Source organism: Cupriavidus sp. IDO (assembly GCF_000812465.1).
Lineage (GTDB): Bacteria > Pseudomonadota > Gammaproteobacteria > Burkholderiales > Burkholderiaceae > Cupriavidus.
The window spans coordinates 1-26,804 of record NZ_JWMA01000051.1; the positions used below are offsets into that span (position 1 = coordinate 1).

The following is a 26,804-nucleotide window of genomic DNA, read 5'->3' on the forward strand; positions in this document are numbered from 1 at the left end:
CCTCCGGCATCCAGCCGCACTTCCAGCTGACCGGCATCCACGCCATGGAAACGCTGGATCGCATGGTGCGCGCCGGTATCTACAAGGGCCCGCTGAACTTGACCTGGATCGGCATCGGCGGCGGCTTTGACGGCCCCAACCCGTTCAACTTCTTCAACTTCGTTCACCGCGCGCCGGACGGCTGCACGCTGACCGCCGAATCGCTGCTGAAGAACGTGCTGCCGTTCAACATGATGGCGATGGCCATGGGCCTGCACCCGCGCTGCGGCATCGAGGACACCATCATCGACCAGCACGGCAACCGCATGAGCTCGGTGCAGCAGATCGAGCAGTGCGTGCGCGTGGCCAAGGAACTGGGCCGCGAGATCGCCTCGGGCAAGGAAGCGCGCGAGATCTACCGCATCGGCACCTGGTACGACAGCGCCGAGGAAACCCTGGCCGCGCACGGCATGGCGCCGAACCGCCAGGCCGGGCAGAAGAACCTGCCCCTGCGCGCGGCCTGACGCGCAGCGGCCTGGCCACCGGCGCAATGCCTGTGGCCAGGCCATCGCCCGAACCCGGCGCGCCCAACCGAGCCTCATCGAAGTCATGAACCCGTCCGTTTCCGTCGCGAATCCGTGCCTCAACATCTGCCGCATGGACCAGGCAGGCAAATACTGCCAGGGTTGCGGCAGGACCCCGCTGGAAATCGGCGGCTGGGACCGGATGACCGATGCCCAGCGCGCCGAAGTGATGGCGTCGCTGCCGGCGCGCCTTCCCTGGCGCAGCGGGCAGGCCCCGGCGCCCGCCCCCTGATCCTGAACCGCCTGCCGAGGCCCGCACCGGGCCTGCTGGCTGGCGTCATCAAGCTGCTGCCATGAATCTTCCGTCCACGCTCTCGGTCGAGGGCTATTTCGACCTGATCTGTCCCTGGTGCCTGATCGGAAAGAAGCACCTGGAAACTGCCATTGCCGAGTTCGGGCGCGAGCGCCCGGACGTTGCCGTGCACGTGGAATGGCGCTCCTACCCGCTCATCCCCGCCACGCCTCCGAACGGCCTGCCCTACCGCGATTTCTATGTGGCGCGCCTGGGTAGCCCCGAGGCTGTGGCGGCGCGGCAGGCGCAGGTCTGTGCCGCTGCGAAGGGAGCCGGCCTCACGCTGGCGCTGGATCGCATCGAAACGTTCCCCAACACGCTGCTGGCCCATCGCCTGGTACGCCATGCCAGGCAGCAGGCAGGCGCCGAGGCGGCATCGGCGTTGATCGACAACCTGTTCACGCGCTACTTCATCCGCGCCGGCAACATCGGCGATCCGCTCGTGCTGCGAGAGGCCGCAGCGGAATGCGGCATCCCGCTACCCGATCAGGGCGATGCTGGCGGGCAGCACGACCTGGACTGGCTGCCGACACTGCATGGCCCCGCGGATCCCCCTTTCCGGCCCGGACTCGGCGTGCCGCACTTTGTCTTCAACGGCACGCACAGCGTATCCGGCTCGCGGCCGCCGGAGGCGCTGCTGGAAGCCATGCACCGCGCGCTGGCGCGCGCGAAGCAGCGCGCTACCCGGGCTGCCGCCTGAGTTCCTCCGCGAAGGCGGTGTTTCATCCGCCAACGCCTCGTTTTGCCGCTTGATCCCGTGTACCGCACCGACAAGAAGGCTGGCACGGGCTTCAAATACCCCCAATAATCAACGGAGACACACATGCCAAACCGCCCCGCCTTCCTTCGCGTGCGCAGCGCCGCTGTAGCCGCCGTCATGGCCCTGTCCATGCCGGCCGCGATGGCGTGGACCAACAAGCCCGTCCGCATGCTGGTGCCCGCGCCGGCCGGCGGCACCATGGACGTGATCGCCCGCCTGCTGGCCGACCAGCTTACGGCCGACCTGGGCCAGCCCGTCGTGGTCGACAACAAGCCGGGCGCAGGCGGCGGCATTGCCATCAGCGCCTTGCTGTCAGCTCCGGCCGATGGCCAGACCATCATGGTGACGGCCACCAATGTGCTGACCGAAGTGCCGCACGTGCTCAAGACGCCGTACAACACGATGAAGGACATCCGGCCACTGGCGGCAGTCGCGCGATCGCGCCTGCTGCTAGTTGGCTCGCCGTCCCTGCCCGCCAAGGACCTGAAAAGCCTGATCAGCTACGTGCATGCCAACCCCGGCAAGCTGAGCTTTGCCTCCTACAGCGCCGGCACGGCGTCCCACTATGCCGGCGCGATCATGAACCAGAAGGCCGGCCTGGACCTGCAGCATATTCCCTTTGCCGGCTCCGGACCGGCGCTGGCCCAGGTGATGGGCGGCCAGATTCCGCTCATGTACGACGGCATGGTGACCTCGCTGCCGATGATCAAGGCCGGCAAGCTGCAGGCCTACGCGGTCGCCTCGAAGAGCCGCTCGCCGCTGCTGCCGCAAGTGCCAACGTTCGCGGAACTGGGTTATCCGGATGTAGAGTTCAGCAACTGGGTGGGCGTGATTGCCTCGGCCCGCGTGCCGGTCGAACTGGCGCAGAAGATCCAGGCAGCCACCTACAAGGCGGCTGCCACGCCGAAAGTGCAGGAACGCATGCAGGCGCTGAGCTATGAGCCGATGGCGGCGCAGACGCTGCCGCAGCTCAGCCAGTCGTTGAATGAAGAGTTTCAGCGTAATGCGGGGATTGTGAAGGCGTTCGATATACAGCCGTGAGCTTGGCCGACTGCTGGTAGCCAGTGCTGCTCGCCTCCTTCGGGAGGCGATTTGTTTTCTGCTTGCCTTTCCCTTCCATGTCGGGCTTTTGGCGCCAACCGCACCACGCACCATCTCTGCCCATTGCGGGTCTGCTCCCAACTATGACTCGGGCGATAGCCGTCCCCAGCACCCTCCCATCCGTCGTAATCGTCGCATTGGAACAATCGCGACAAGGATTGTCGCGTCCTGACGGGTTAGCACGGGAGGAGTAAAGGCCGAGTACGGCCAGTTCGAGTCGTCGGACGGCGTTGCGTCGGACGACCGGGTTGGCCGAGAAGCCGTCATCTGGCCTCAGTCCTCCGAATGATCACTGAAGGGTTGAGGCTTCAACCGGGCGATGCAACCTCCCAGAGGCCGGGCGCTCGCGACCAGTTCCGTGGCAGGGGCAACGGAAAGCGGTACCGTCAACGCAAACGGTTATCATCGTCGTGCCTCACCGGTCTCATCCGGAACACTGAACTCACCATACACTTTGCAGGTCGATTGATGCCGATTCCATCTTGCCACCCTGGCTTTGCGCCGTACTTTCAGCCCTTTAGCGGGCGGAGCACATGGTAAAGGGCCGCTGGGGCGCGGGCCCGGCGCGGACTCGGGCGCGGAAATCGTCGTCGCAGGCGTCATCTGCCAGAACGGAGATCGCGGAGGCCGCGGAGCCAGCGCCGCCGTCGGCCACCACATCCGCGATGCTCGCGCGCATTCACAGCATGCGGGACTCGCTGGGGCCGGCTGGGCAGCGCATTGCCGATTTCGTGATCCGGTGTCCGCAGACCGTGATTCATATGTCGGTGAGCGAAGTGGCCGAGCGCACCAATGCGAGCGAGGGCAGCGTGGTCGGCTTCTGCAAGAGCCTGGGCGCGACGGGCTTCCAGCAGCTCAAGATCCTGCTGGCGCAGGAACTGGTGCAGGGGGTCCAGATCATCCACGAAGACCTCGAGCCCGGGGACACCTGCCCGGCGGTCATGCGCAAGATCTTCCAGAGCAATGTCCAGACGCTGCATGACACCAGTGCCGTGCTCGACGTGGCCGCGATCGAGCGCGCGGTTGCATTGCTCAGGGCGGCCGAACGCATCGAAATCTACGGCATCGGCAGCGCGGCGCCGATCGCGGAAGATGCGCAGTACCGCATGCTGCGGATCGGGCTCAACGTGAAAGCGGTCGTGGATTCGCACATCCAGGCCATCAGCGCGTCGCTTGCGGGCCCCAAGGTTGCCACGCTGACCATCTCGCATTCGGGCAGCACGCACGAAACCGTGACGGCCACGCGACTGGCGCGGGAGAGCGGTGCCAGCACCATCTGCATCACCAATTTCGGCAAATCGCCGATCCAGGCCTTCGCCGACGTCGTGCTGTTCACGATGGCGCGCGAGACCCGCTTCCGGACCGAGGCGATGACCAGCCGCCTGGCGCAGCTGGCGATCATCGATGTGCTGATCGCCTGCCTCGCGCTGACGGACTACGACCACTCCGTCGAGACGCTGCGGCGTACGTTCGACGTCCTGTCGCTCAAACGGTATTGAGCCCCGGCCGGCCCGCGCCGGCATCCTGACATTTTCCTGCCGCAGTTATCGGCCAGCCTTGCTCCCGTCAGTGACGGGGGCGGGGGCCGTTCCACGTCCATTGAATGAAGATAATTCAAATGTATGAACAATTGTATTGAACAATATTCATTTGGATGTCACATGGGGAACCTAGTCTTCGAGTCGCGTCAGTCCCGTCCCCCTGGCCCTCGAACATAAGGAGTCCTCATGAAAACGCCGTTGTTGTATGGCCGCGCCGCGCTGCTCGCGGCACTCTTGTCTCTGTCCCTCACCGCGTGCGGAGGCGGCGAAGATGGCAGCACCCTCGCTCCCCAGGCCGTCAATGCAACCATGCAGGCGGCACCAGCCGGCGACGCGGCAGCGTCGAAGAAAAGCGGCATGCACTGCGCCCCCTGACACGCCCGCGCCCCTCCCCCATCGTCCGCTCCTACCCTTCCCCGATCATGACCAAAATCGATCGACGCACCTTCCTCACCGGCGCCGTCAAAAGCGCTGCCGCTGCTTCGGTTCTGTCGATGCTGCCGCCCAGCATCGCGCGCGCACTCGCCGTTCCCGCTGCCGTCAATACCGGCACGATCCAGGATGTGCAGCACGTGGTGATCCTGATGCAGGAAAACCGCGCCCTGGACCATTACTTCGGCGCCATGCGCGGCGTGCGCGGTTTTGGCGACCGCTTCCCCGTGCCGGTGCCGTCAGGCAAGCCGGTGTGGTTCGAGTCGAACGGCACGCGCGAGATCACGCCGTTCCACCTCGACAGCGCGACCGTCAATGCGTTGCGCGTCTCCGGCACGCCGCACAGCTTCATGGATGCGCAGAATGCGTGGAGCCAGGGCCGCTTCGGCTTCTGGGCCAAGTACAAGAACGACCAGTCGATGGGCTACTACCGGCGTGAAGACATTCCGTTCCAGTACGCGCTGGCCGAGGCCTTCACGCTTTGCGATGCCTACCATTGCAGCCACGCCGGCGGCACCGACCCGAACCGCATCACCTTCATGTCGGGTTCCAACTACAACCCTGCGGTGCGCGAGGCGGGCCGCAACTGCACAGCCGACGATGCGGAAGTGAATAACCTGCGCTGCAGCGTCGGCGGCCAGCTGCCGACGCCTGGCTACACCTACCATGGTTCTGCCTTCCAGTGGTCCACGCTGCCGGAACTGCTGCAGGCAAAGGGCGTCAGCTGGCGCATCTACCAGAACCCCAATGCCAACTGGGGCGGCTTGCTGCATGGCGGGCTTGCCTTCAAGAGCTTCCGTGAATCGCAGCCGGGCAATCCGCTCTACGACAACGGCATGAGCAGCTGGACCATCGAACAGCTGGCCGCGCATGTACGGGACGGCACGCTGCCGGCCGTGAGCTGGATCCTGCCGACGCCGGCGCAGTCCGAACATCCGGGCGGCCCGTCGAGCGCGGCCGAAGGCGCGGCCTTCATCAACACGGTGCTGACGGCGCTGACCGCCAACCCGGAGGTCTGGAGCAAGACCGTGTTCTTCATCACCTTCGATGAGAACGACGGCTTCTTCGACCATATGCCGCCGGCCGCGGTGCCGTCCTACGATGCTAATGGCGTCCTGCACGGCAAGTCTACCGTCGACGTCACCGGCGAATACTTCGACACCGCCGGCAATACGGCGCTCGACGGCACCACCACCAGCGGCGAGACCATCCGCCTGCGACCGTACGGGTTCGGCCCGCGCGTGCCGATGTATGTGATCTCGCCGTGGACACGCGGCGGCTGGATCAACTCGCAGGTGTTCGACCACACCTCGATGGGGCGCTTCCTGGAACAGCGCTTCGGCATCACGGTGCCCGCGATCAGTCCGTGGCACCGCGCGGTGGCCGGCGACCTGACCTCAGTCTTCGATTTCCGGACACCGAATGACCAGGTGTTCCCGACGCTCCCGGATACCAGCAACTACCAGCAGGTGATCGCGGAGCAGCTGGCGAAACCCAAGGCGACGGCACCGGCCGTGCCGGCGTCGCTGTTCCAGGAGACTGGCACCAAGTATTCGCGCGCGCTGCCCTATGTCCTCCATGCGAGCGCGCTGGCCGAGCCCACCATCGGCAAGCTGAAGCTGATCTTTAGCAATACCGGGGAGCAAGGCGCGGTCTTCCATGTCTATGACCGGCTCCATCTGGACCAGATTCCGCGCCGCTACACGGTCGAGCCCGGCAAGATGCTGGACGATGAATGGGATGCGCGCACCACGGACAACGGGCGCTATGACCTGGCGGTCTATGGCCCCAACGGCTTCGCGCGCATGTTCAAGGGCCAGCTGCCCGCGGACGTCATGGCCGATGCGCCCGAGGTCCGCGTTTGCTACGACCTGGACCAGGGCAGCGTTTACCTGTCGGCGCGCAACGACGGCAAGGGTGCGGTCAACGGTGGCGGCAAGCCGCTGACGCTGGTGGTGACGCCCAACGCTTACCGCAACGACGGTCCGTGGCAACTGCATATAACGGCCGGCGCCGAGGTGGAGCATCACTGGCCGCTGCAGGAGAGCGGCAACTGGTACGACTTCACGGTCACGGAAGCCGAAAGCGGATTCGAACGGCGCTTCGCAGGTCGTCTGGAGACCGGCCAGCATGGCGTGACGGACCCGGCGATGGCAACCGGGCTGGGTTGAGCGTCCGGTCGCCGCGGTCCGGCCGGAATGCGTCCGGACCGCGGTTTTTCGTTTCACTTCGCACGGTACGGGCCGTCGCTTCCGGTCAGATCGATTGTGTTGTTGGAGTTGATTGCAGGCCTTACGTGCTGAGACCAATCCCAACTCCCCAGATCGGATTATCGGAAAGCCGAACCGGGAGCCGGCGCGGTGATGGCATATCGCTTCGAAGCTCCGGATCTCGATGCGGATCTGCAGCTTGCGCCGCCGGTAGCGCACGAGTTCGGTCAGGAAGGTTAGCAGCGCGCTGCCTTCGTGCCGGCTAACGTGCTCGTAGCCGAGGTGTCTTCGAAGGTGACGCTTTCCTTCAGCGTTAGCGGATCGCTGTTGATTTGCACCGAATCCTGACCCACCAATAGCAGGTCTTTGCATCGAACACCGCAGCAAGGACGTGATCAAGTCGGGAGACGAAGGCGACCAACCCTTCGTTGCGCTGGAGGTGATGTCCGCTGACACCTGCGCCAAGGCTTAATGGTGAAACACATGGCTCCTACCAGAGTTGGTCGGGACCAGGGATTTCGAGAGTGCCCCGAGCGGCGATCCGACGCGGTTCACAGCGTACTGGGCAACTTGCGCATCCAGATCAGTGCACTGGGCATCGAAGGGCCGTAGCCGGCCAGTTTCGGCCAGCCACCCTTACGCCGTCGGGCGGCCGAAGCAGGTCGGTAAGCGGACTCTGGCGGGAGCCTGCTGACTTACACCATTGGCAGTTGCCGCACCGGCTTGCCGGTAAGCTGGGCGACGGCATGTGCCACGGCCGGCGCGATCGGCGGCACGGCAATTTCACCGACGCCGCTGGGCTCGGCCGTGCTGGGCACGAGGTGGGTTTCGATCACCGGTGCCTCCGCCATCTTCAGCATCGGATAGTCGGGGAAGTTGGCCTGCACGACCTGCCCGTCCTTGATCTGGACCTTGCCGTACAGCGCCGCAGTCAACCCGAAGATGATCCCGCTTTCCATCTGCTGCGCAACGATACCCGGATTGACCACCGTGCCGCAGTCCACGGCACAGACAACCCGATGCACACGCGGCTTGCCATCCTTGAGCGACACCTCTGCCACCTGTGCCACCACCGAGCCGAACGAGTTGTGCAGCGCAAGCCCGCGCGCACGCGGTGCGCCGTCCGCGGCGGGTGCCAGCGGCCGGGTCCAGCCTGCCGCCTGCGCTGCGGTGTCGAGCACCTTCAGTTCACGCGGATGCGCCTTGAGCAAGTCCCGCCGCATCGCCAGCGGGTCGAGCCTGGCAGCGGCCGCCACGTCGTTCAGGAAGCCTTCCAGGAAGAACCCGGTGTAGGAATGGCCGACGCTGCGCCAGAATCCGATCGGCACCGGCAAATCGACCACCACGTGCACAATATGCTCGTGTTCGATCTCATACGGCAGGTCGAACAGGCCTTCGGCTGCATAGCGGTCGATACCGGGCGACGGCGCGCCGAACTGGCGCTCCAGCTCGCCGGCCAGGATCGACTGCCCGGCACTGCGTGAGGCGATGGCCATCACCTTGCCATTCTCGACGCGTGCCTTCAGGCGTGCGATGGCCTGCGGGCGATAGAAGTCGTGGCGGATGTCGTCTTCGCGCGCCCAGATCACCTGTACCGGGTGGCCCTCGGTCTTGGTGGCGATCGACACGGCCTGGCCGATGAAATCCGACTCCAGCCGCCGTCCGAATCCGCCGCCAATGAGCGGGATGTCGATATACACCTGGTCCCGGCTCACACCTGCCGCGCGCGCGGCGACCAGTTGCGCCAGCGTGGCCACCTGAGTCGGCGCCCAGAGTTGCACGCCATCCCTGGTCACCTGCGCCGTGCAGTTGATCGGCTCCATGGCGGCATGCGCCAGGTACGGCACACTGTATTCGGCCTCGACGATGGTTGCGCCACCCGTCTTGTCAAAGGCCTGCAGGCCATCGCCCATCGAGCGGTACGTGAAACCGCCCTTGTCGCTGTCGAGCGCGCCGACGAGCTGCTGCCGGATGCCCGCGGAATCGAGCGAGGTGTGCGGCCCGTTGTCCCAGACCGGTTCGAGCGTCGCCAGGGCCTGGCGTGCCTGCCAGTAGTGGTCGGCCACTACGGCCACGCCCGGTGCGCCACCCGTCGATCCCTCGAACGGCACGACATGGCGCACGCCGGGCATGCCAAGCGCCGCCTTCGACTGGAAGGTCTTGAGCTTGCCGCCAAACACCGGACACATGACGACCGCCGCATACAACATGCCGGGCGGCCGCGCATCGATGGCAAAGCGTGCGCTGCCATCCGTCTTGCTGGCGATGTCGTTGCGCGGTGCAGGCTTGCCAATCAGTTGATATTGCGCAGCCGGTTTGAGCGTGACGTTCGAGGGCGGCGCAATGTCGCGCGCCTTCCGCGCGACCGCGGAGAAAGGCATCTGCTTGCCGCCCGGGCCAATGAGCTGGCCTTCCCGCACCGTCACCTGTGCCGCCTGCACGCCCCATTCGCGCGCAGCAGCTTCCACCAGCGTGGCGCGCGCGGTAGCGGCGGCCTCGCGCACTGGCTGCCAGCCGTCGGCCACGCTGCTGCTGGCTCCGGTGATGATGAGGCCGATCTCTCGCGCGCTCTTAGCCATGATCCAGTGCAGCGCGCGCGCCCAGGTCTTGTCGGCATCGTCCGGATGCAGCGGTAGCGAGCTGTCGCCCATGGTGACGACATTGCCATAGATTCGTTCGATGGGTGACGACTCGATGCTCACCCGCGCCAGCGGAATATCGAGCTCCTCGGCGGCCAGCATCGACAGCGCGGTGTGGATGCCCTGCCCCATCTCCACCCGCGGCATCGCAAGGATGACGTTGCCTTCCGGCGTGATCTTGATCCAGCCGTTCAGGGCAATCTGGCCGGACGTCTCAGGAAATGCCGCGGGATCGCCAAGCCGGCTGCGCGGGGGCATCACGCCCCAGCCTACCACCAGCGCGCCGCCAAGGCCGAGCGCGCCCAGCAGGAATCGGCGCCGTCCGCGGCGCGGAGTCATTGCGTCGGCGTTCATGCGCGGCCCTCCCGCAGCGCCTTCGCTGCACGCTTGATGCCGGTGCGCACGCGCGGATAGGTGCCGCAGCGGCACAGGTTGGTGATGGCCGCGTCGATGTCGGCGTCGCTGGGGTCTGGCTGCCGGGCCAGCAGGTCCGCCGCCGCCATCAGCATGCCCGACTGGCAGTAGCCGCATTGCGGCACCTGTTCGTCAATCCAGGCCTGCTGCAGCGCGTGGCGCTTGCCCGGCGCGTTGGCCAGCCCTTCGATCGTGGTGATGCGCTTGCCGGCCACCGCCGCCACGGGCAGGACGCAGGACCGCACCGCCGCGCCATCCAGATGCACGGTACACGCGCCGCAAGCCGCGACGCCGCAGCCGAACTTCGTGCCGGTCAGGTTCAGGTGGTCCCGCAGCACCCACAGCAAGGGGGTGGCTGGGTCACATTCAACGCTGACCGGCTGGTGGTTGACGTCCAGATTCATGTGTTATCTCATTGCCCTTACCGAAATTCATGCCGGCTTGTCGCGCATGCCAGGCGCTTTGGCCGCGCTGTGCACAGACCATCGACGGTCCGTTAGCCAGTCCTGGCCGACCGGCGCCGGCTTGCCTTGCGAAGGGTAGTGACATCGCCGGTCGCCAGGGCTGGGCTTTCCAATTCCCCTGATCGTATCCGCGACAACACCCTGCTCGCATTGGTGGCACAGTCAATTTCCTCAGGTTTCGCCTCGATCTCCGCCAAAAGTGCGACGAGGTGCGCCTTGCTCCGCGCAAGCCGCACCTCCAGCGCCTCGATGTCCTGCACCTTGCCGCGGAGCGTTTCAATCAACGAGCCATGCTTCCACTGCGCCAGGTCGGGCGGTAGCAGCTTGCGGATTTCGTCGAGACTAAAACCGGCCTGCTGCGCAGTCGCGATCAGGTCGAGCACCAGCACCGCCTGAGGTGGATAGGTCCGGTAGCCGTTCCGCTGACGCTCGACCTTCAACAGGCCAATGCCTTCGTAGAAGCGGATGCGCGACGGGCCAAGGCCAGTGCGCTCCGCCAGTTCCCCGATCATCATGCTCGCCACACTCCTCAACCAGCTTAAAGTTGCCCTCAAGAATCTCTGGCTCTATATGTCAGTTAAAACGCGCTACCCAACCTAGCGGCAGGGCTTGCATCAGCACGCCCACAAATGCCCACGGCCAGCCAGGAACACAAGCCTCATCTGGCTCGCGCTCGATAGCCCTGACCGTGTATTGGCAGCCGAGCTCCTCCGGAATTTCAAACGGCAACTTCTTCGCTGCTGCGTTGAGTTCCGTACGGATATAACCGGGGAACAGGGTGCTGACCTTTATCGGTGTGTTCAGTAGTTCGGCGCGAATGCCTTCAGCCAGATGGGCCGCTGCTGCCTTGCTTGCTGCATAGGTGGTCAGGTGCCTGGGCAGGCCGCGTTTCGCGCTCATGGACGAGATAACCACCAGATGACCGCCGCTCTGGCTTCGGAAGATCTCCACAGCCGCTTCGCATTGGGCAAGGGCTGCTATGAAGTTGGTCTCGGCGGTGCGCAGATTGGTGACGAAATGGCCAGTACCAATGCGTCGTCCTTCGCCAATGCCGGCATTGACAATGATCCGATCCAGCCGGCCAAACATCTGCACAAACTCGCCAAATGTGGCGAAAACCTTCTCGTGATCATTGACATCAAGGGCACTGACCTCGACTCGCACGCCGAATGCTCTGCATAGCTCGCCCTTCAGCTCGTGCAGACACTCGGTACGCCGCGCACACAGCGCAAGGTTGTAGCCGCGTGCAGCAAATTGCCGCGCCATTCCAGCGCCTAGTCCTGAGCTGGCCCCGGTAATCAGGACGGTCCTGGATTGATTTGTCATTTCAGTCTCGTCTTGCCCGATCATTCAGCGCCAGGACAGCAGATGGCTGCGATCGCCGTGAAAGTGTGAGTACTCGTTCAACGTCATGAGCCTGCGCTTACGCTGGCTGCTCACCTGCAATGACGTCATGCTGGCATTGGCCAGTGTCCAATTGACCTGCATCGCGGCTGCATCGCCAAGGCCAAGCAAGGCCTGGACAATCACCGCGATCACCCCACCCGATGTGACCACCAGATGCGTCTCATCCGGCCCGGCCAGCTTCAGCACCTGCTCCAGTGCAGCCTTGCAGCGCGCCTGGAACTGGCGCCAGGGCTCGTCATAGTCCCCATCCGCAGTGCCACCGTACCAGCGCGCCAGTGCCGCACCGAACATACCGAAGAATGCATCGCGTGGATTCTCCGCGGCGGCGAGCTCGCTCATCATCACCTCATGGTCGTTGTAGCGAGGCTCATAGCGGACAATCACCTGTTGGTGGTCGAATTTGTCAAAACCTGCGAGACAGTGCTGCTCAAGGTCCCAGTTGGCGCCCTGGAGCAATCCCTTTGCCGTTTGCCGGTGACGCTGAAGCCTTCCGGACCAGAGGGCATCGATAGTTTCGCCGCGCTCGCGCAGTACCTTGCCGAGGTGCTCCGCCTGCTCGTGCCCCTTGTCGGAGAGACAGTCATAGTCTGTCGCGCCGAATGAGGCCTGACCATGGCGTACGAGAATGACGCGAGTCATGGTCAAGCCCTCCCGCTTCGACGGATCAGACGCCGACAGCGTCGATGGAGCGCATATACCATCAGCCAGAAATGCCCGAATGCCGGATTCTTCGTTTGCTTGTGGTGATAGCGGTAGTAGATCTGCTGAATGATGACTGCCAGCCGGAAGAGTCCGAAGACCTCGTAGAAGACCCAGTTGTCGGTCTTGAGGCCAGTCTTGCCGAAGTAGTAGTCGACGACTTCTCTTCGGCTCAGCATGCCCGGCAAGTGCGTCGGTTGACGTCGCGCCGCTCGCATCATGAAGTTGTCATCGGCTTGCACCCAATAGGCCAGCATGGTGCCAAGGTCCATCAGAGGATCGCCCAGCGTGGCAAGCTCCCAGTCCAGCACACCGATCACCTGCGTGGGTTCCCGAGCGGACAGGACGACGTTGTCGAAGCGCCAGTCGTTATGGATGATGCAGGTTCGGCTGTCCTCCGGGGTGTTTGTCCGCAGCCACGCGCGCACGCTGCGAAAGCGTGGCACGTTCCAGGTAAGACTCTTCTCGTAGCGTGCGTCCCAGCCATCGACCTGACGCTTGCAGTAGCCTGCTCCCTTGCCCAGCGAATCCAGACCAGACGCCTGGTAATCCGTCTGGTGGAGAGCGATGAGCTGGTCCAGCACGTTCAGGCATAGTTCGCGCACACGCGGCGCCGTAAAATCGAGATCACGGGACAGGTTCGCGCGGGGGATGATTCCTGCAATACGCTCCATGACATAGAAGTCGCACCCGATCACTGAAGGGTCCTGGCACAGGGCGACAGTGTCGGGCACCATCGGGTATACCGGCTTCAGATTCTTTTGAATGAAGTACTCGCGAGCCATGTCGTGCGCACCGGCCGCCTTGGTGCCAGCTGGCGGACGCCGAAGAATGAGATCGCGGTTGCGGTATTCCAGCCGGTAGGTCCAATTGGAAGCACCACCGGAATACTGCGTGATAGTCGGCTGCCCCAAGAGGCTGCGATCCTGCGCTTTGAGCCATCGATCTACTGCCGCTATGTCGAGCTCTTCCCCCGGACGAACCGCTCCCGCTTGATCTATTGCCGTCATGCTTTGGCTTCTCCGATTTCAGCGTTAGGCCAGCGCCATCCTGGCTTGCTGGCTGAATGAGCGGGCATCTGTCAGGTGTTTCGTCATATCACCTCGAAGCGCAGACCAGCATGGCGCGCCAGGCGGTCGATAAAGCGTTCGTCGAATATCGTCGCCGGTGTCCAGAAGCCACCACCATGCCCGATCTTGCTACCGTTCTTGACGTGGTCCAGTGCCAGACTGGCCGCCGCCTGGCCAAGTATCTTGCTGGTGGAGCCATAGCCCGGATCGCGATCACCGGTGACTTTCACACGTAAGGTCTGCCCCCCTTCGGTTCGACCCAGGAAGCGCAGATCGTAGCGACCGGCCAACTGTGCCGCAGGGCTGGGCCCTTCACCGGGCCTGGGCAACAAGAAGCGCTCCATCACGCCGCGTATGGGACTGATGACGGCTCCCACCATGAACGCACCGAGACCCGCCACGATCGTCAGTGCAGTCAGGCGGCCTTTGAAACCCACCCCCGTCAGCATCGCTTCGTCATACGTGAACGGGTTGCCATAGGCCTTGCCTGACAAGGCGTTGGAACGGTGAACCACGCGCTCATTGATCGCCGCCATGACGAAGGGGGCTATCCAGGCATCGAAGTCAGTATCGAATTCGGCGGCTCTAACATAATGCTGGCGTGCCGTGAAACCGTGGCCTCTGGGGCAAAGTGCATAGGGGTTGACCAGCTCCTTGCGCAAGGAAGGATCGGCAGCGGCTTCCTTGACCACGTTGATCATGCTGGCCACCGTGCCGCCTGACGCGCCACCTTTGAGTGTCTTGACGCGCATCTTGACATGGGCGGCCGGGGCACCAAAATGCTGCATCGCCTGTCGCTGCAGGAAATAGACGCCCATGTCGGAGGGCACCGAATCGAAGCCGCAGCAATGCACAATGCGCGCCCCCGATTGCCGGGCCGTGGCCTCATATTTCTCGATCATCCGCTTGATCCACTGGGTCTCGCCGGTGAGGTCGCAGTAGTCCGTGCCACTTTCAGCGCACACCCTGATCAGCGGTTCGCCATACAGCGCGTAGGGGCCGACGGTGGACACCACCACCCGGGTCTGCGCGCACAGGGATCGCAACTGGGCTTCGTTAGCAGCGTCCGCCACGATGATGGGCAGGGATTGCCCCGCCGCACCCAGCGAGCGCCTGACGTCCTCGAGCTTTGCTTCGGATCGGCCCGCAATGGCCCAGCGCAAGGTTTCGGCCTGACCCGAGAGGTATTCGGCCAAGTACCGCGTCAGGATCTGACCAACAAAGCTGGTGGCGCCAAAGACGACGACGTCATAGCCTGGGGCGGTCATGGACGTTTCCTTGCGGCGCTGTTAGCCGAGGGGCTGGAATTCAAGCCTTCCGGCTCACCTTCCAGCGGTCCGAATTCGATTTGTGCAAACCGCCTATCCATATTCATTGAGCTTCCTCGATGATTGACCCTTATGCGGTGCCTGAGGCAGTGCCCGAGGCAAGCCGATTAACAGCCGGCAGCCAGCACTTTAAGGTTAAACTCAACTTGAAGGTCAAGCATCCAGACGCGGATAGTTCAGGTTGGACTCATTCCGATCACCTTGTGGATCCCAACGCCGATATTGAAGGGATCGGAACCAAAGTAGACGTTCCGACACAGTGAGAGACACGTGCGCCAGCAGTTCCTGGCGCTTTCCAGCACGTTCCGGGATCAGCTCGCTGCGGGGCGACGGGTCTTACCCCGGGCTGGCACGACGGCCCCTTCTTCGCGGAGGCGGTCCAGCACCCACTTCGTCCTGTCAGAGCAGGGCATATCCGCAGGCCGGTTTTCGATGTTCCTGATGGCGGCGAGCAGATGGGTCTTGTTTTGTTTGAGGCGTTTTTGCATGTCCTCGATTTCGGCGACTTTCCGCTTGAGGGCATCCAGTAGCTCATCGTGCTGCCAGTTCCCCGAACCGAGCGGTAGCAGATGCCGGATCTGATCGAGCGAGAACCCCGCACTCTGCGCGCTGGCGATGATTTCCAGAATCCATACCGCCTCCGGCGGGTAGTCGCGATAGCCATTCGCCTGGCGCTCGACCGCCAGGATCAATCCGGCTGCCTCGTAAAAGCGAATGCGGGAGGCCGTCAGACCGCTGAGCTTTGCCAGTTCTCCAATTCTCATACGGCACCTAAGAAAGCATTGACATTAAGGTTCACTTTAATCCTACAGTGAATCTTGGCCCGGCAAGGCAGGGCGACCTGGCTAGCGCGGTGTCCCCGGCCACATTCCCTCCCCTCATCTACCTATCTGGAAAGGAGCAGGACTCGACCTCCGCGCAGCAAATATCAGCGCGCACATCGCCGATTGAAGGCTTATGCACTACACAGGAGAAGCGAAAATGGGATACGTGACAACAAAGGATGGCGTTGAGATCTTCTACAAAGACTGGGGGCCACGTGACGCACAGGTGATTTTTTTTCATCACGGTTGGCCGCTCAGCGCTGACGACTGGGATGCCCAGATGCTCTTCTTTCTGGCGCAAGGCTATCGGGTCGTCGCGCATGATCGCCGCGGTCATGGGCGATCCAGTCAGGTCTGGGACGGCCATGACATGGACCATTATGCGGATGATGTGGCAGCAGTCGTGAACCACCTCGGCGTGCAGAAGGCTGTCCATATCGGCCATTCCACGGGCGGCGGCGAGGTCATCCACTACGTCGCCCGCCATGGGGAGGACCGCGTCTCCAAGGCAGTACTCATTAGCGCCGTCCCGCCGATCATGGTGAAGACCGAGAAGAACCCAGGCGGCCTGCCCAAGGAGGTGTTCGACAACCTCCAGGCCCAGCTCGCGGCAAACCGTGCGCAATTCTATTACGAGATTCCCGCGGGCCCCTTCTACGGCTATAACCGCCCGAACGCAAAGCCGTCGGAAGGCGTCATCTGGAATTGGTGGCGGCAGGGCATGATGGGTAGCGCCAAGGCCCACTATGACGGCATCGTTGCCTTCTCGCAGACCGACTTCACCGAAGACCTGAAGAGCGCCACGATTCCCGTTCTGGTGATGCATGGCGACGACGATCAGATCGTCCCTTATGCAGACTCGGGCCCGCTGTCGGCGAAGCTGCTCAGGAACGGCACCCTGAAGACATATCCGGGTTTCCCGCACGGAATGCCCACTTCCAACGCCGAATCCATAAACGCCGATCTGCTCGCGTTCGTGCGCAGCTGACAGCCACGGGTGCCAGAAGCATAGCCTTCTGGCACCTGGCTGCTCCCCCTTCGCGAAGCATTTCAGGACGCTCGACCGCGTTGCAGTGGAGCGGTTCTGCTCGCCACGAGTTTTGTGGCGGGCTTTTTCATTTGGTGGGTACCCGTCATTGCGAAGCGGGAGCCTCAGCCTGAAGTAGCCGCACGTCCGCGGCTCGGCGTCCAGTCCTCGCAGCCATGCCCCCGCGACGCTCATACATCACCTCAAAAAAGGTATTGACATTAAAGTTGACTTTAACCTTAAAGTCGAACCACGATCAAAACGAGGTGACCCCATGAACGTGTTCGACAAGTTGATCCTTCGTAACGGTTCAACCGTTCCGAACCGCATCGCCAAAGCCGCCATGGAAGAGAACATGGCGGACACTGACCACGCGCCCTCCGAAGCGCTGATGCGGCTGTACAAGGCCTGGGCAGAAGGGGGGGCCGGCCTGCTGATGACCGGCAATGTGATGGTGGACAGCCGTGCCATGACGGGGCCCGGCGGCGTCGTGCTGGAAGACGCCAGGCACCTGGACCGGTTCAGGCGCTGGGCACGGGTCGGCCGATCCAAGGGGGCGCAGTTCTGGCTGCAGATCAACCATCCCGGCCGCCAGATGCCTGCCAATCTGGGGCAGCCCACCTGGGCTCCCTCCGCTGTGTCAATGAACCTGGGCAATATGTCCAGGCACTTCAACACGCCGCAGGCGATGACGCAGGAGGTCATCGAGGACGTGATCGAGCGCTTTGCCCGTACGGCGCAACTGGGGGAACAGGCAGGTTTCACGGGCGTCGAAATTCACGCGGCGCACGGCTACCTGCTGAGCCAATTCCTCTCGCCGTTGAGCAACCAAAGAACAGATGCATGGGGTGGCCCGCTGGAGAACCGCGCTCGCCTGCTCTTTGAGATCGTCAAGGCCGTACGCGCCGTGGTTTCGCCCGGATTCGCAGTTGCCGTCAAGCTGAACTCTGCCGACTTCCAGCGTGGCGGCTTCAGCGCGGATGACGCCCGCCAGGTTGTGAAGATGCTCAACGAGCTTGCCGTCGACCTGGTCGAGTTGTCGGGAGGCAGCTATGAGGCTCCGGCCATGCAGGGTGAAGCCCGCGACGGCAGCACGCTCGCCCGCGAGGCCTACTTTGTCGAGTTCGCCCGCGACATCCGCGCGGTGGCGAAGATGCCTGTGATGGTCACAGGCGGCATCCGCCGTCGGCCGGTGGCCGAGCAAGTGGTCAGGAGCGGCGTGGACATGGTTGGCATCGGTACTGCCCTGGCCATCGACCCCAATCTGCCGCGCGACTGGCGTGCTGGCAAAGACAGTGCGCCCGCGTTGCTGCCGATCAGCTGGAAGAACAAGCCGCTGGCCTCATTGGCCAACATGGCGGCAGTCAAGTTTCAACTGCGCAAGCTCAGCCGAGGCAAGGCCACGGATCCCAGGGTGTCACCGCTGCGCGCGCTGATCCTGCAGCAGGTTTCCAACGCATGCCGCGTCCGCCAATACCGGCGCTGGGTGGCTCAGCGCGTCCATGCCTGACCGGCCAGACAACGCTGCAAGCTGATATCGAGACCATTCGGACCCCATGCATCCATGAACGCACTGCTGAAGAACTTGCTCGCCCTCGTGATGACATCCGTGCTTATGCTTCCCCTGCTGGGGCAAGCACAGGCCCCTGGTCCACAGGAAGTTGCCGCGCAAGGTGCGCGCGTGCTGGTTGTCGTCACTAATCACGCGGACTACCTGAGTCGCCAGGACAAGACCGGGCTGTGGCTGACGGAATTGACGCATTTCTGGGACGTACTCGAGGTAGCCGGGGTCGCCATGGACATCGTCAGCCCGAAGGGTGGCAATAGTCCGCTTGATGAGCGAAGCCTGGGGAGCCTCTATCTTGATGATGCCGCCCGCTCCCACCTGCGCGACCCGGCCTTCATGGATCGACTCAAACACACGAAGCCGGCCACTGACGTTGACCCGAGGGCCTACAGCGCCATTTACTTCACCGGCGGCCATGGAACGATGTGGGATTTCCGTGACGCCCCGGACCTCAAGCCCGTGGCCGAGGCAATCTACCAGCAGGGAGGCATCGTGTCAGCGGTCTGCCACGGCAACGCAGCACTGATTCAACTTCAGCGAGCGGATGGCAAGCCGCTCGTCAGCGGTCGACGCGTCACGGGCTTCTCCGATTTCGAGGAGCGCTTGTCGGGCACCTGGGATCAAGTCCCGTTCTATCTGCAGGACGCCATGGTGGACGCTGGTGCGAAGTACGAGAAGGCGCTCCTGCCCTTCACCTCCTATGTCGTCACCGATGGACGTCTTGTCACGGGGCAGAACCCTCAGTCGAGCGAAGCTGTAGCAAGGCAGGTGCTGTCGCTACTGCAGCCGAAGGCCGAGTCAGCAGCCAGGTAGGTCCTGCCTTCGGCACGTATTCATCCCGGCGCGCCGCCGCCACGTGAGGCCAGAAATGCAGGCCAGGCGCTTGACCTTCAAGTTACGTTGGAGCTTAGGATGCTTCACGGCATCAATCACTCCCGAACCAGACCTTTCTCAACTTAAGCACCCAAAGTATCGTCAAAATGAAAATCAGCAATCTTGCTGCTGCAGCAGGGGTAATCATGAGCGTCCTCTTGAATCCTGCATGGGCCGATGGCACATCGGAAACCAGGCAAACCGAAAGCACAACAATCAGCATCGCCGGCCATGAGGTCCCTGTGGTCAAAGGCGGGCTGTATGACCGCTATCGCTCCAATCCTCCGCTTTCCGTCATTGCGTCCGAAGCGCCAGACGTTGACTTGAGTTGGTTCAAGGAACTCAAGAAGGAGAAAGTGAATATTGGCTTTGAATCCTATTCGCCAAACTTCTACTACAAGAACAGCAGGGTGACGGTCATCTTCACCGCCGACTTGAACAAGCTTCGGGAATTGATGCCTGCCCAAGTCCTGGAGAAGGTTCAACCGCTCCAGGTCTGGCCGGGCAGCGGCCTTGTCGCGCTCACCGCCTACGCCTATGACTATTGCGACAACGACAGCTACAACGAGATTGGTCTCTCCGTCATTACGAATCGGCCGGGCAGCTCCAGTTTTGGACCGCTCACCTTGATGAGTCAGGCGATGTCGAACGACTTCTGGGGCTACGTACTGAAGCTTCCGGTCAATACCGAGCTCGCCAGGGTGCGGGGTGTGGTTGGCTACAACCTGCCGAAATGGCTGACGGGCATCAACTACCGCGAGACCGACAAGTCGGTTGTCGTCGAGATCTTTGACAGCCAGACGGGCAAAGTCGATGTCACCCTGGAAACCAGGAAGCTGGCCAACCTTTCGAGCAAGATCTCCATGGTGACCAATAGCTTTACCAATGTCGATCAGCAAGGGCAATTGACCACGGGCTACGCAACTTCCCGTCAGCTCAGTCATGCCTCCAGCACAAGTGCGGAGGCGGTGAGCCTCAGTCTGACTGAAGGAAGTCTATCAACGTTCATCAAGTCCCTGAACCTTGGCAAGATGGTCAAGTACGAGTACGTGCCCGAATTCCAGAGCGCGCTCTACTCCCCCAAGCCGCTGTGATCCTTTCTTGTCGTCGTGTCGACGCCGGTAGCCTCACACAGCCATGTCTGGGGGCTACCGCCTTTTATCCTTGTCATCCGAGGCAGTCCCCCACAGATTTTCCCGACTTGGCGCGTGGCACTTGCAGACGAGCCAGCGAAGCTCGCATGGACGGCTAGATCGGGATGTTCAACGCGTCCTGATGGACTTTGACGAGCATCGTCAGCGAGTCTCCAATGGCCGTTCTATGCCAAGAAGCCGCCAGATCATCGCGGACTTCGGATGACCGAGGGTCGGGAAGAGCCGGCCGGCGTCTCCCCTCACTCGGCGGATGCCGAACCAGCCGTCAGTTCTGCCGCGCAGTGACACCTCTCGTGCACTATAACTAACTGACGCAGATTGGGGCGTGCCCTCAGGGCTTGGAATGCTACCCATCGCCCTGTCCGGCGTGCTGCTGTCGGCATGGCTGGATGTCACCAGCCTACCGAGGGAGGGCGACATGTCCGAGACAAGCAAAGTAGTCCTGGTCACGGGGGCTACCGGCGGCATCGGGAGCGCGGTCTGCGCACGGCTGGCGCACGCAGGTTATTCGCTGATTCTCGCCGCGCGCGACATTGGGAAGCTGCAAGCCGCCTGCGCGAGGCTCCAGAGGCTTGGCGGCCAGTCATTTAGCTGGATCTCCGTCGACATGTCCAGCGATGCCTCTGTCGCAAAGTTTTCCCAAGAGCTTGCGGCGAAAGGAACAGTCCTCAACGGCGTCGTACTCATGCCACCCCAGATGCGGCCCACCGACGAATGCCAGCCTCCAGCGGACACGTGGCGCCAGTTGTTTCAGAGCAACTTTATCGGCCCCCTTGAACTCCTTAAGAGCGCGATCTCGATCATGAAGCCGGAACCCTCCCAGGGACACCGGTCGAAAGTTGTCATCATTTCCGCCATCACCTCAGTGCAAGCCCTTGGAAACTACGCCACCAGCAACGTCCTGCGTTGTGCATGGCTGGCTCAGGCCAAGACGCTTGCTTTCGCGATGGGCGAAAGAGGGATTCACGTCAATACACTCTCCCTCGGCGGCACGCTGACCCCCGACTATGTGGCATCGATCGGCCAGCGTGCCACCAGGGCTGGCATGACGTTCGATGAGCGGTTGGCCGCGGAAACTTCGAACATTCCCTTGCGGAAGTACGGAAGCCCGGAAGAGGTGGCTCTGGCGGTTGAAGTCCTGTTATCCCCGTTCTCCGACCACATGACCGGCGTGAACCTGCTGCATGATGGCGGATTCACAAGAGCCTATTGAGTGCTACACCAGCGAAGCAACGCCCCTTCCCGGCCAGTATTAGCTGTTCGCGAACACTGCAGCGTCGACATCCAAATGACTCTTCGGGCCAACAAGCAGTCATTCGATTCGAGCGCAATGACGTCACAGTGCAAGCATTGACATGAGGTAACGTGTAATCCAGGTGCCGGGCAACGAACTCGCAGGTTCCCAGCGTGCATCCGACGGGGACCGGCCAGCACCGGTCGGTCGTCAAGCCCGTCAATTTTGGGCTCTGGCCCTCGCACCATTACTTCACTTCTCGTCGGGGCTTTTGTATGGCTGAAGTTTCCCAAACACTTGCGCGACCAACGGCACTGTGGTGACGATCCCTACAGCGAGCAGCGTCCAGCCGATGGCGCGGCGTTGTTCCGGATTCATTCGGTCGCTGAGCAACAGTGCGAGGCCCGCAGCGCCTGCCGCCCGTGTTCCGGCAATCAATCCAATTTCTGGAACGGTCAGTGATACCTGTTTCATCTGTGCCTCCTGGCGGGTTGGACAGATTCGACGTAGTTTGCGGCGCGTGCTGCAGGCGGTCTGTGCGCAAGCCGACACTGCTGACGGGTAAAAATCAACGAAAGCATGCTGGCGGCTGCGCACCTCGGCGGCCGCCTTCAGTCGGAAGCCGAGGGGACCGCTTTCTTGAACTTCAGGGACAGCTTTCGGAAGCCACGGACGACCGAAATGGGGGCGGTCAGCGACCACTGCACTCCAACATCGATTTGGCTCACCGAACGAACTGACTAAGGCGAAGATTCTCAAAGACTGTCTAGTGCTGCCGGAAGAGCCTGAACATGAGACGACGTCTCCAACGGAGGCCTCCGGTGAAGTCTGACGCCTCCCTCGAGCGGACGTGCCGCAGTAGGCTTCGCCTGCCGCGCCGTTCATATTGAACGTTCAAACGTCCGCTTTCCCTCAGCCTGACTGATCGCTCAGGGTCGGGTACGGCCGGTCGCCCCCAGATCACAGCCAATGTCGACCATCTACGGACATGTCGCGGGACAGGCCAGGCAATTCACGGTGCCACAACGAACACATCCGTCGGATTCGCTGTATTCCCGGAATTCGTCTGCACAAAGAAGGGCACGAAGGCGGTTCCCCTGGCCGGCAGCCCTTCATAGTCCCCAACAAAGAAGCCCTCTGCGTTCGGGGCAGTCTTCATATCGAAGGAACCGGACAAGTGCACCTCGCCGCCAAAGGATGCGCCGCCGTTGCCTGACGTGGTAAGCCAGTAATCGGTGGGCAGCGTGGTCGTATTGCCGGCGGCCAGGTTGCGGAAGTCGTAATAGGTAACAGCGGCCGTTCCTGCGGAATTGACGCGCACGGATGGATTGAAAGCAGGACGTCCGGAGGGGGTATTAACGCGTATCGGAGCGCTCCACGTCTGGCCGCCATCGCTTGAAGTCGACATAGCGATTTCGTCGTAGTGTCCGCCATTGAAGCGTGAGTCCTGCCATACCACGTAGAGTTGCCCCGTAGCAGGGTCGATGGCAGGCTCTGGGATGATGTCCCCGGTTCGCACCGTCGCGCCGGTATTGGGATCCGTGACGCCCACAGTGCGCAAATCAGCAATGATCCTTGGTTCGGTCCAGGTGGCGCCGTCATCGGTCGACATGATGAAGGCGACCTTAGACGCGGTGACTTTGAATGGCGGGCTGATCAGGTTAAAGAAGTTGTACAGCCTACCGGTCTGTGCGTTGACGACAATCTGGTTGCCAATGGTTTGCTGTCGCGACGGCGTCTTCACGATCACCTTCGGAGGGCTCCAGGTCCGGCCGCCGTCTGTGGTTTTCGAGAACATTGCCGGTCCACGGTAGGCAGCCGTGTGTAGATTGGCGTATGGGTTGCCGTTCGGCAGTTCGAGGCGGTCCCATACCGCGTAGGCAACACCAGGGGTGACAGGGTTGGCCGTCACCGATTCCTTATCATTGAAAAACTGCGAAGTGGGCTCGTTGTCGGCAATGATGACGCCCAGGTTCTGCCAGCTCTGGCCGCCATCGCGGGATACTGCAGCCCCGACCGCATTGCTGTTGTTGGAGCGATTGAACGAGATCGAGACCGCATAGGCGGTTCCGTCAGGCCCGATCGACACCCAGGGGTCGGAGGCTCTCTCGTACCCAAGGCCGCTGGCGCATGCGCTGAAGGGCAGCGGGGTCTGCTGCCAGGTCTTGCCGCTGTCGAACGAGAACCCGGCAACCAGGCCCCGCGCGCCGCCATCCGACCAGCGGTCCTGCTGCCAAACTCCTATGAAGTTGGTCGGCGCATTGGGGTTGACGGCCAGATAGGGTTCCACCTCGGCATTCAGAAAATTCATTCCGGTGGCAGGGCCGATGTCGCTGCAGGTAGCAAAGGGGCTGGGGCCGGAAACGAGGGTGGCGGCCTGGCCTGCGAACGCCGAGCAGAGTGCCACCCCGGCCAAGAGCAAGATAACCCTGTTATTGCGATGCATGATGGTCTCCTCCCTGTACGGACGGCTGGGATCAGATTAGGACATTTACATCTCGCTGGAGAATTGATGAATTGTTAATTCTGATTGAGAACCGGTTTTCTGACGCCCGTGACGGCAAGGGGTCGGTTTGCGTCGACCAGCCGTAGATTGGTGGTTGGCGCATGCGGATTGGCGGTGATCATGGATGCGTGGAGACGTCCCCATAAAGCTGCCGCATGACCGCTCGGAACACAGGATTCATCACGTCGTCGTGGTTCTTGATGACATCGCCGTCCACCTCGACGTTCCAGATCAGTGCATTCGCCGCCGCGACCCCATCAGCGCTACCAACCGTCGTCAGAAAGCTGCCGCCGCAGAAGGTACGTGCCCAGTTTGGCTTAAGCAGATAGTCTGGCGTGAGGTTCTGGCGAAAGAACTCAGCCGCTTCTTCTGCCTCGAGTTTCTTGTTCTGACGCACTGCCTTGCCCAGTTCCTCGCCGTGCAAATCTTTGAGCTCCGCCTCTGACCTCCATCCTGCACAACGGGCGCCGTCGCCGGGCATGGCATTGTCCCCGCCCGGCGCCTCGCCGGGCGCGTGAGCGTAGAGTCGGTGCGTCAGGTAGTGATCGATGTGGCCCGGGGTCTTCTTCATGGCCGTACCCTGTTCACCAGTGGTCTCACGCTCGAAGAGCGTATTGACCGACCGGCCAATCGGAAATGCGATTCCAGTTGCCCAGTCCTTGATCGACGTGACGGACACCAGCAGCGGCGGCTGGAACCGTGTCGGCCGATACCTGAGCGACACGCGATAGAGCGCCTCGTAGCGCGATGCCTCGAAGGCCGGATTGATCAGCAAGATCATGTCCGCCGGTCTTTCCGCCAGTTCCGTTCCCTTGCCCATTCCGGCCAGATCTCGCTGCTCGGCCAGCGACTCGATCAGCGATCCGGACATGGCGGCATAAAGGATCAGACCACCGAAGCTATGGCCTATCATCAGCGTGCGGATGCGCGGACGCGCGCCCGCTTTTTCGGAAGCGGCGCCTGTCTGGAGCGCGCCGGCCGATTGCGCTTCGTTGTAGTGAGTGCGGAGGGATCGCAGTCGTGCGAACAGCTCGCGCGACGATCCGATCGAGACGCGTCGCGCGGCCTCCTTGCGCGCCCAGAAAGTAAGACTCAGCAGCGGATCTGGCACCGTCCACGATTTCCCTCGCCAGGCCACATAAACGCCCACGACCTTTCTCGGTGTGCCACCCGGTCCGGCCCGGTCACGTTCCTCGGCGCCTGCGGCTTCGAGCAAAGCACGGAATTCCCGCACATTAACGTCGGCGGCCTGTGCGTTGTGCTTCCACCCGTGAACAAAAACAACAATGCTCAGGTCTTCGCCTTTGACGAGGAGGGACGTCAGCCGATCCATCAGGTTATCGATCTGGCCCGAGGGGTTGGTCGCCCGTGCGTCTGCGGAAGCGGGCGTATCCGGAAACAGCCAACCCTGGTCGTCGAACTCGACGAAATGCAATTCATAGAGCCCTCGCACACTTTCCGGTGTCACGCTGTCGCACACTTGCCGCGGGTCATCGTGCATATTGGCGCTTGCACGCTGACAGCTTGCGTCCTTGTCGAGGTCAACACGATGGGTGCGATACGCGCTGTTCGGCGCGCATGCACAAAGCCCACCTAGCAGCAAGGTTATAGAAAGCCATTGCAGGATATGCATCGCGCAGGGTTGTGCCGCACTGGCGGCGTCGGCTTTCATCTGTTCTGGGCTAGGTGTGGAGGCTGCTGGCAACTAGGCATGCTGGTCGGTCGACCTCGGTGCTGTCTTGAAATAGTCAGCAAACGGCCATGCCGCCTTCAGTTGCGCTTCGGTTCCGGCATAGCAATCCCGATCGCTGGGATCCATCCCCGCAAACGCATGGGGTAACGGCCCTGTGGTTGTCATGATTGATGTCGATGATGACATCGATGGTTCCGGCCAGGGCGTCTGGCATCGCACCCTCCCATTTCCAAAGGCCATTGGGTCACGGCGCAGCAATCGGCGGACTGCGCGCGGCTGGACCGAGATAGTGCTGCGAGGCTTCCGTCGGACCAGAACACACATCGGTGACCGCCGCCATCGGTTCCCGGGCCGTGCCGGAAACTTTGTGGACTAACCTGAAGGATAGGCAACGCCCGGGCGGAGCATCTCAGCCAAGTGGATGATCTCGTGCTGCAGAAAATTGAATCCTGAGTTAAGGGATAGGTAAAGCGGGCGTTGACACGGGCTGCCTTTGAAGGGTCGGCTAGTGTCGGAGATGCCCCGCCAACGGCGCGTCCCACAAAAGGCGGTATGGCGGGCGGCATTCCCGGCGGATCAGGCGCACGGCCTGGCCCCGCTACGGCGATCGTGACCGTCAGAGTTGCGCCGCACCCGCAATGCCGCCGACCTTGCTGAGCATGGTGTGGGTAGAGAGGTCGATCTGCGTCACCGGTGCAGTGATGATGTTCGGGCTGGCAAACGTCTGTCCGGCACCGGTAGTATCGCTCGGGCGTGAAGACTCGCCGAGCAACGAGCAATCCGAGCGGGCCAATCGGCCAGTTTGAGACAGCCGCTCTCAGATTGCCGATGACTGAAGCGGCCGAGCTTGAGACGCTCACCGGCCTTCACTGAAGGCCAGAAACGGGTCGCTATGCAGAGGTTTACATAGCGACCCCTATGCTCAGGTCACAACTATGCGCAGATGGCGTGCAATCCTTGGTGGTGGAGCCACTCTGATGGGAACTTGCCGCGATACTGCATGCGC

The 26,804-nt window shown here is 62.4% G+C and carries 25 protein-coding genes; 13 read left to right on the forward strand and 12 right to left on the reverse strand.

The window, feature by feature from the left end:
- The 7 genes from RM96_RS16795 to RM96_RS16825 all read left to right on the forward strand — a co-directional run.
- On the forward strand, positions 1 to 503 hold a 503-nt coding region (locus RM96_RS16795), incomplete at its 5' end, for a 3-keto-5-aminohexanoate cleavage protein (protein WP_039012191.1).
- Positions 504 to 588: 85 nt separating this feature from the next.
- The gene (locus tag RM96_RS16800; RefSeq protein WP_039012192.1) at positions 589 to 795 is read left to right on the forward strand and encodes a DUF1289 domain-containing protein; all 207 of its coding nucleotides are present in this window, start codon (positions 589 to 591) and stop codon (positions 793 to 795) included.
- A 61-nt stretch (positions 796 to 856) separates the two neighbouring features.
- Entirely contained in the window at positions 857 to 1,555 is a 699-nt protein-coding gene (locus tag RM96_RS16805) for a DsbA family oxidoreductase (RefSeq protein WP_039012193.1), read from the forward strand.
- Positions 1,556 to 1,678: 123 nt separating this feature from the next.
- Positions 1,679 to 2,656 (forward strand): Bug family tripartite tricarboxylate transporter substrate binding protein, encoded by a 978-nt coding sequence (locus tag RM96_RS16810; RefSeq protein ID WP_039012194.1) that lies wholly within the window; start codon positions 1,679 to 1,681, stop codon positions 2,654 to 2,656.
- Positions 2,657 to 3,381: 725 nt separating this feature from the next.
- Complete coding sequence (locus tag RM96_RS16815; protein ID WP_039012195.1) at positions 3,382 to 4,215, forward strand: MurR/RpiR family transcriptional regulator; 834 nt, start codon at positions 3,382 to 3,384, stop codon at positions 4,213 to 4,215.
- 228 nt (positions 4,216 to 4,443) lie between these two features.
- Positions 4,444 to 4,632 (forward strand): hypothetical protein, encoded by a 189-nt coding sequence (locus RM96_RS16820; protein ID WP_039012198.1) that lies wholly within the window; start codon positions 4,444 to 4,446, stop codon positions 4,630 to 4,632.
- A 47-nt stretch (positions 4,633 to 4,679) separates the two neighbouring features.
- Entirely contained in the window at positions 4,680 to 6,860 is a 2,181-nt protein-coding gene (locus RM96_RS16825; protein ID WP_039012200.1) for a phosphocholine-specific phospholipase C, read from the forward strand.
- A gap of 734 nt (positions 6,861 to 7,594) precedes the next feature.
- Here RM96_RS16825 and RM96_RS16830 read toward each other — a convergent pair.
- The 7 genes from RM96_RS16830 to RM96_RS16860 form a co-directional block, all read right to left on the reverse strand.
- Positions 7,595 to 9,892: a xanthine dehydrogenase family protein molybdopterin-binding subunit gene (locus tag RM96_RS16830; protein WP_039012201.1), complete on the reverse strand. Its 2,298-nt coding sequence runs from the start codon at positions 9,890 to 9,892 to the stop codon at positions 7,595 to 7,597.
- Positions 9,889 to 10,356, reverse strand: coding sequence for a (2Fe-2S)-binding protein (locus tag RM96_RS16835; RefSeq protein WP_039012202.1), 468 nt, complete (start codon positions 10,354 to 10,356; stop codon positions 9,889 to 9,891). Before RM96_RS16835 ends, RM96_RS16830 begins: the two co-directional genes overlap by 4 nt.
- Positions 10,357 to 10,448: 92 nt before the next feature.
- Complete coding sequence (locus RM96_RS16840) at positions 10,449 to 10,931, reverse strand: MerR family transcriptional regulator (RefSeq protein ID WP_039012203.1); 483 nt, start codon at positions 10,929 to 10,931, stop codon at positions 10,449 to 10,451.
- 58 nt (positions 10,932 to 10,989) lie between these two features.
- Positions 10,990 to 11,742 carry an SDR family oxidoreductase gene (locus RM96_RS16845; RefSeq protein WP_039012220.1) on the reverse strand — a complete coding sequence of 251 codons (753 nt, stop codon included), beginning with the start codon at positions 11,740 to 11,742 and terminating at the stop codon, positions 10,990 to 10,992.
- 24 nt (positions 11,743 to 11,766) lie between these two features.
- Positions 11,767 to 12,462 (reverse strand): histidine phosphatase family protein, encoded by a 696-nt coding sequence (locus RM96_RS36555; protein ID WP_039012204.1) that lies wholly within the window; start codon positions 12,460 to 12,462, stop codon positions 11,767 to 11,769.
- 2 nt (positions 12,463 to 12,464) lie between these two features.
- Positions 12,465 to 13,532, reverse strand: coding sequence for a phosphotransferase family protein (locus tag RM96_RS16855; protein WP_039012206.1), 1,068 nt, complete (start codon positions 13,530 to 13,532; stop codon positions 12,465 to 12,467).
- Positions 13,533 to 13,615: 83 nt separating this feature from the next.
- The gene (locus tag RM96_RS16860; protein ID WP_039012207.1) at positions 13,616 to 14,860 is read right to left on the reverse strand and encodes a saccharopine dehydrogenase family protein; all 1,245 of its coding nucleotides are present in this window, start codon (positions 14,858 to 14,860) and stop codon (positions 13,616 to 13,618) included.
- Between the two features lie 119 nt (positions 14,861 to 14,979).
- Here RM96_RS16860 and RM96_RS38640 point away from each other — a divergent pair, with 119 nt between their 5' ends.
- Positions 14,980 to 15,183 carry a hypothetical protein gene (locus RM96_RS38640; RefSeq protein WP_152624132.1) on the forward strand — a complete coding sequence of 68 codons (204 nt, stop codon included), beginning with the start codon at positions 14,980 to 14,982 and terminating at the stop codon, positions 15,181 to 15,183.
- A gap of 48 nt (positions 15,184 to 15,231) precedes the next feature.
- Here the strand turns inward: RM96_RS38640 and RM96_RS16865 are convergent, their stop codons facing one another.
- Complete coding sequence (locus tag RM96_RS16865) at positions 15,232 to 15,684, reverse strand: MerR family transcriptional regulator (protein WP_039012209.1); 453 nt, start codon at positions 15,682 to 15,684, stop codon at positions 15,232 to 15,234.
- Positions 15,685 to 15,901: 217 nt separating this feature from the next.
- On the opposite strand from RM96_RS16865, the gene RM96_RS16870 reads away from it, so the two are divergent.
- From RM96_RS16870 to RM96_RS16890, 5 genes are all read left to right on the forward strand, one after another.
- On the forward strand, positions 15,902 to 16,732 hold the full coding sequence (locus RM96_RS16870) for an alpha/beta fold hydrolase (RefSeq protein WP_039012210.1): 831 nt from the start codon (positions 15,902 to 15,904) through the stop codon (positions 16,730 to 16,732).
- A 313-nt stretch (positions 16,733 to 17,045) separates the two neighbouring features.
- Positions 17,046 to 18,281, forward strand: coding sequence for an NADH:flavin oxidoreductase/NADH oxidase family protein (locus RM96_RS16875; RefSeq protein WP_039012211.1), 1,236 nt, complete (start codon positions 17,046 to 17,048; stop codon positions 18,279 to 18,281).
- Between the two features lie 54 nt (positions 18,282 to 18,335).
- Complete coding sequence (locus tag RM96_RS16880) at positions 18,336 to 19,151, forward strand: type 1 glutamine amidotransferase domain-containing protein (RefSeq protein ID WP_039012212.1); 816 nt, start codon at positions 18,336 to 18,338, stop codon at positions 19,149 to 19,151.
- Between the two features lie 167 nt (positions 19,152 to 19,318).
- Positions 19,319 to 20,305: a hypothetical protein gene (locus RM96_RS16885; RefSeq protein WP_039012214.1), complete on the forward strand. Its 987-nt coding sequence runs from the start codon at positions 19,319 to 19,321 to the stop codon at positions 20,303 to 20,305.
- 403 nt (positions 20,306 to 20,708) lie between these two features.
- Positions 20,709 to 21,578 (forward strand): SDR family NAD(P)-dependent oxidoreductase, encoded by an 870-nt coding sequence (locus RM96_RS16890; RefSeq protein WP_238587301.1) that lies wholly within the window; start codon positions 20,709 to 20,711, stop codon positions 21,576 to 21,578.
- A gap of 273 nt (positions 21,579 to 21,851) precedes the next feature.
- Here RM96_RS16890 and RM96_RS16895 read toward each other — a convergent pair whose 3' ends face one another.
- The 4 genes from RM96_RS16895 to RM96_RS39375 form a co-directional block, all read right to left on the reverse strand.
- Positions 21,852 to 22,073 (reverse strand): hypothetical protein, encoded by a 222-nt coding sequence (locus tag RM96_RS16895; protein ID WP_039012215.1) that lies wholly within the window; start codon positions 22,071 to 22,073, stop codon positions 21,852 to 21,854.
- A gap of 538 nt (positions 22,074 to 22,611) precedes the next feature.
- Entirely contained in the window at positions 22,612 to 24,045 is a 1,434-nt protein-coding gene (locus tag RM96_RS16900; RefSeq protein WP_039012218.1) for a sialidase family protein, read from the reverse strand.
- Positions 24,046 to 24,223: 178 nt separating this feature from the next.
- Positions 24,224 to 25,777: a hypothetical protein gene (locus RM96_RS16905; RefSeq protein ID WP_152624133.1), complete on the reverse strand. Its 1,554-nt coding sequence runs from the start codon at positions 25,775 to 25,777 to the stop codon at positions 24,224 to 24,226.
- A gap of 637 nt (positions 25,778 to 26,414) precedes the next feature.
- Positions 26,415 to 26,570: a hypothetical protein gene (locus RM96_RS39375; RefSeq protein ID WP_193752470.1), complete on the reverse strand. Its 156-nt coding sequence runs from the start codon at positions 26,568 to 26,570 to the stop codon at positions 26,415 to 26,417.
- Positions 26,571 to 26,804: the final 234 nt, after the last annotated feature.

What these genes read in the sequence shown, in the direction of transcription:
- RM96_RS16800 (WP_039012192.1), top strand. Translation starts at nt 589, where the DNA reads ATGAACCCGTCCGTTTCCGTCGCGAATCCGTGCCTCAACATCTGCCGC.
- RM96_RS16845 (WP_039012220.1), bottom strand. Translation starts at nt 11,742, where the DNA reads ATGACAAATCAATCCAGGACCGTCCTGATTACCGGGGCCAGCTCAGGA.
- RM96_RS16905 (WP_152624133.1), bottom strand. Translation starts at nt 25,777, where the DNA reads ATGAAAGCCGACGCCGCCAGTGCGGCACAACCCTGCGCGATGCATATC.
- RM96_RS16890 (WP_238587301.1), top strand. Translation starts at nt 20,709, where the DNA reads ATGCTACCCATCGCCCTGTCCGGCGTGCTGCTGTCGGCATGGCTGGAT.
- RM96_RS16830 (WP_039012201.1), bottom strand. Translation starts at nt 9,892, where the DNA reads ATGAACGCCGACGCAATGACTCCGCGCCGCGGACGGCGCCGATTCCTG.
- RM96_RS16820 (WP_039012198.1), top strand. Translation starts at nt 4,444, where the DNA reads ATGAAAACGCCGTTGTTGTATGGCCGCGCCGCGCTGCTCGCGGCACTC.
- RM96_RS16900 (WP_039012218.1), bottom strand. Translation starts at nt 24,045, where the DNA reads ATGCATCGCAATAACAGGGTTATCTTGCTCTTGGCCGGGGTGGCACTC.
- RM96_RS16865 (WP_039012209.1), bottom strand. Translation starts at nt 15,684, where the DNA reads ATGAGAATTGGAGAACTGGCAAAGCTCAGCGGTCTGACGGCCTCCCGC.
- RM96_RS16875 (WP_039012211.1), top strand. Translation starts at nt 17,046, where the DNA reads ATGAACGTGTTCGACAAGTTGATCCTTCGTAACGGTTCAACCGTTCCG.
- RM96_RS16835 (WP_039012202.1), bottom strand. Translation starts at nt 10,356, where the DNA reads ATGAATCTGGACGTCAACCACCAGCCGGTCAGCGTTGAATGTGACCCA.
- RM96_RS16855 (WP_039012206.1), bottom strand. Translation starts at nt 13,532, where the DNA reads ATGACGGCAATAGATCAAGCGGGAGCGGTTCGTCCGGGGGAAGAGCTC.
- RM96_RS16840 (WP_039012203.1), bottom strand. Translation starts at nt 10,931, where the DNA reads ATGATGATCGGGGAACTGGCGGAGCGCACTGGCCTTGGCCCGTCGCGC.
- RM96_RS16880 (WP_039012212.1), top strand. Translation starts at nt 18,336, where the DNA reads ATGAACGCACTGCTGAAGAACTTGCTCGCCCTCGTGATGACATCCGTG.
- RM96_RS16825 (WP_039012200.1), top strand. Translation starts at nt 4,680, where the DNA reads ATGACCAAAATCGATCGACGCACCTTCCTCACCGGCGCCGTCAAAAGC.
- RM96_RS16870 (WP_039012210.1), top strand. Translation starts at nt 15,902, where the DNA reads ATGGGATACGTGACAACAAAGGATGGCGTTGAGATCTTCTACAAAGAC.
- RM96_RS38640 (WP_152624132.1), top strand. Translation starts at nt 14,980, where the DNA reads ATGATTGACCCTTATGCGGTGCCTGAGGCAGTGCCCGAGGCAAGCCGA.
- RM96_RS16885 (WP_039012214.1), top strand. Translation starts at nt 19,319, where the DNA reads ATGAAAATCAGCAATCTTGCTGCTGCAGCAGGGGTAATCATGAGCGTC.
- RM96_RS16860 (WP_039012207.1), bottom strand. Translation starts at nt 14,860, where the DNA reads ATGACCGCCCCAGGCTATGACGTCGTCGTCTTTGGCGCCACCAGCTTT.
- RM96_RS16805 (WP_039012193.1), top strand. Translation starts at nt 857, where the DNA reads ATGAATCTTCCGTCCACGCTCTCGGTCGAGGGCTATTTCGACCTGATC.
- RM96_RS16895 (WP_039012215.1), bottom strand. Translation starts at nt 22,073, where the DNA reads ATGAAACAGGTATCACTGACCGTTCCAGAAATTGGATTGATTGCCGGA.
- RM96_RS16810 (WP_039012194.1), top strand. Translation starts at nt 1,679, where the DNA reads ATGCCAAACCGCCCCGCCTTCCTTCGCGTGCGCAGCGCCGCTGTAGCC.
- RM96_RS16815 (WP_039012195.1), top strand. Translation starts at nt 3,382, where the DNA reads ATGCTCGCGCGCATTCACAGCATGCGGGACTCGCTGGGGCCGGCTGGG.
- RM96_RS36555 (WP_039012204.1), bottom strand. Translation starts at nt 12,462, where the DNA reads ATGACTCGCGTCATTCTCGTACGCCATGGTCAGGCCTCATTCGGCGCG.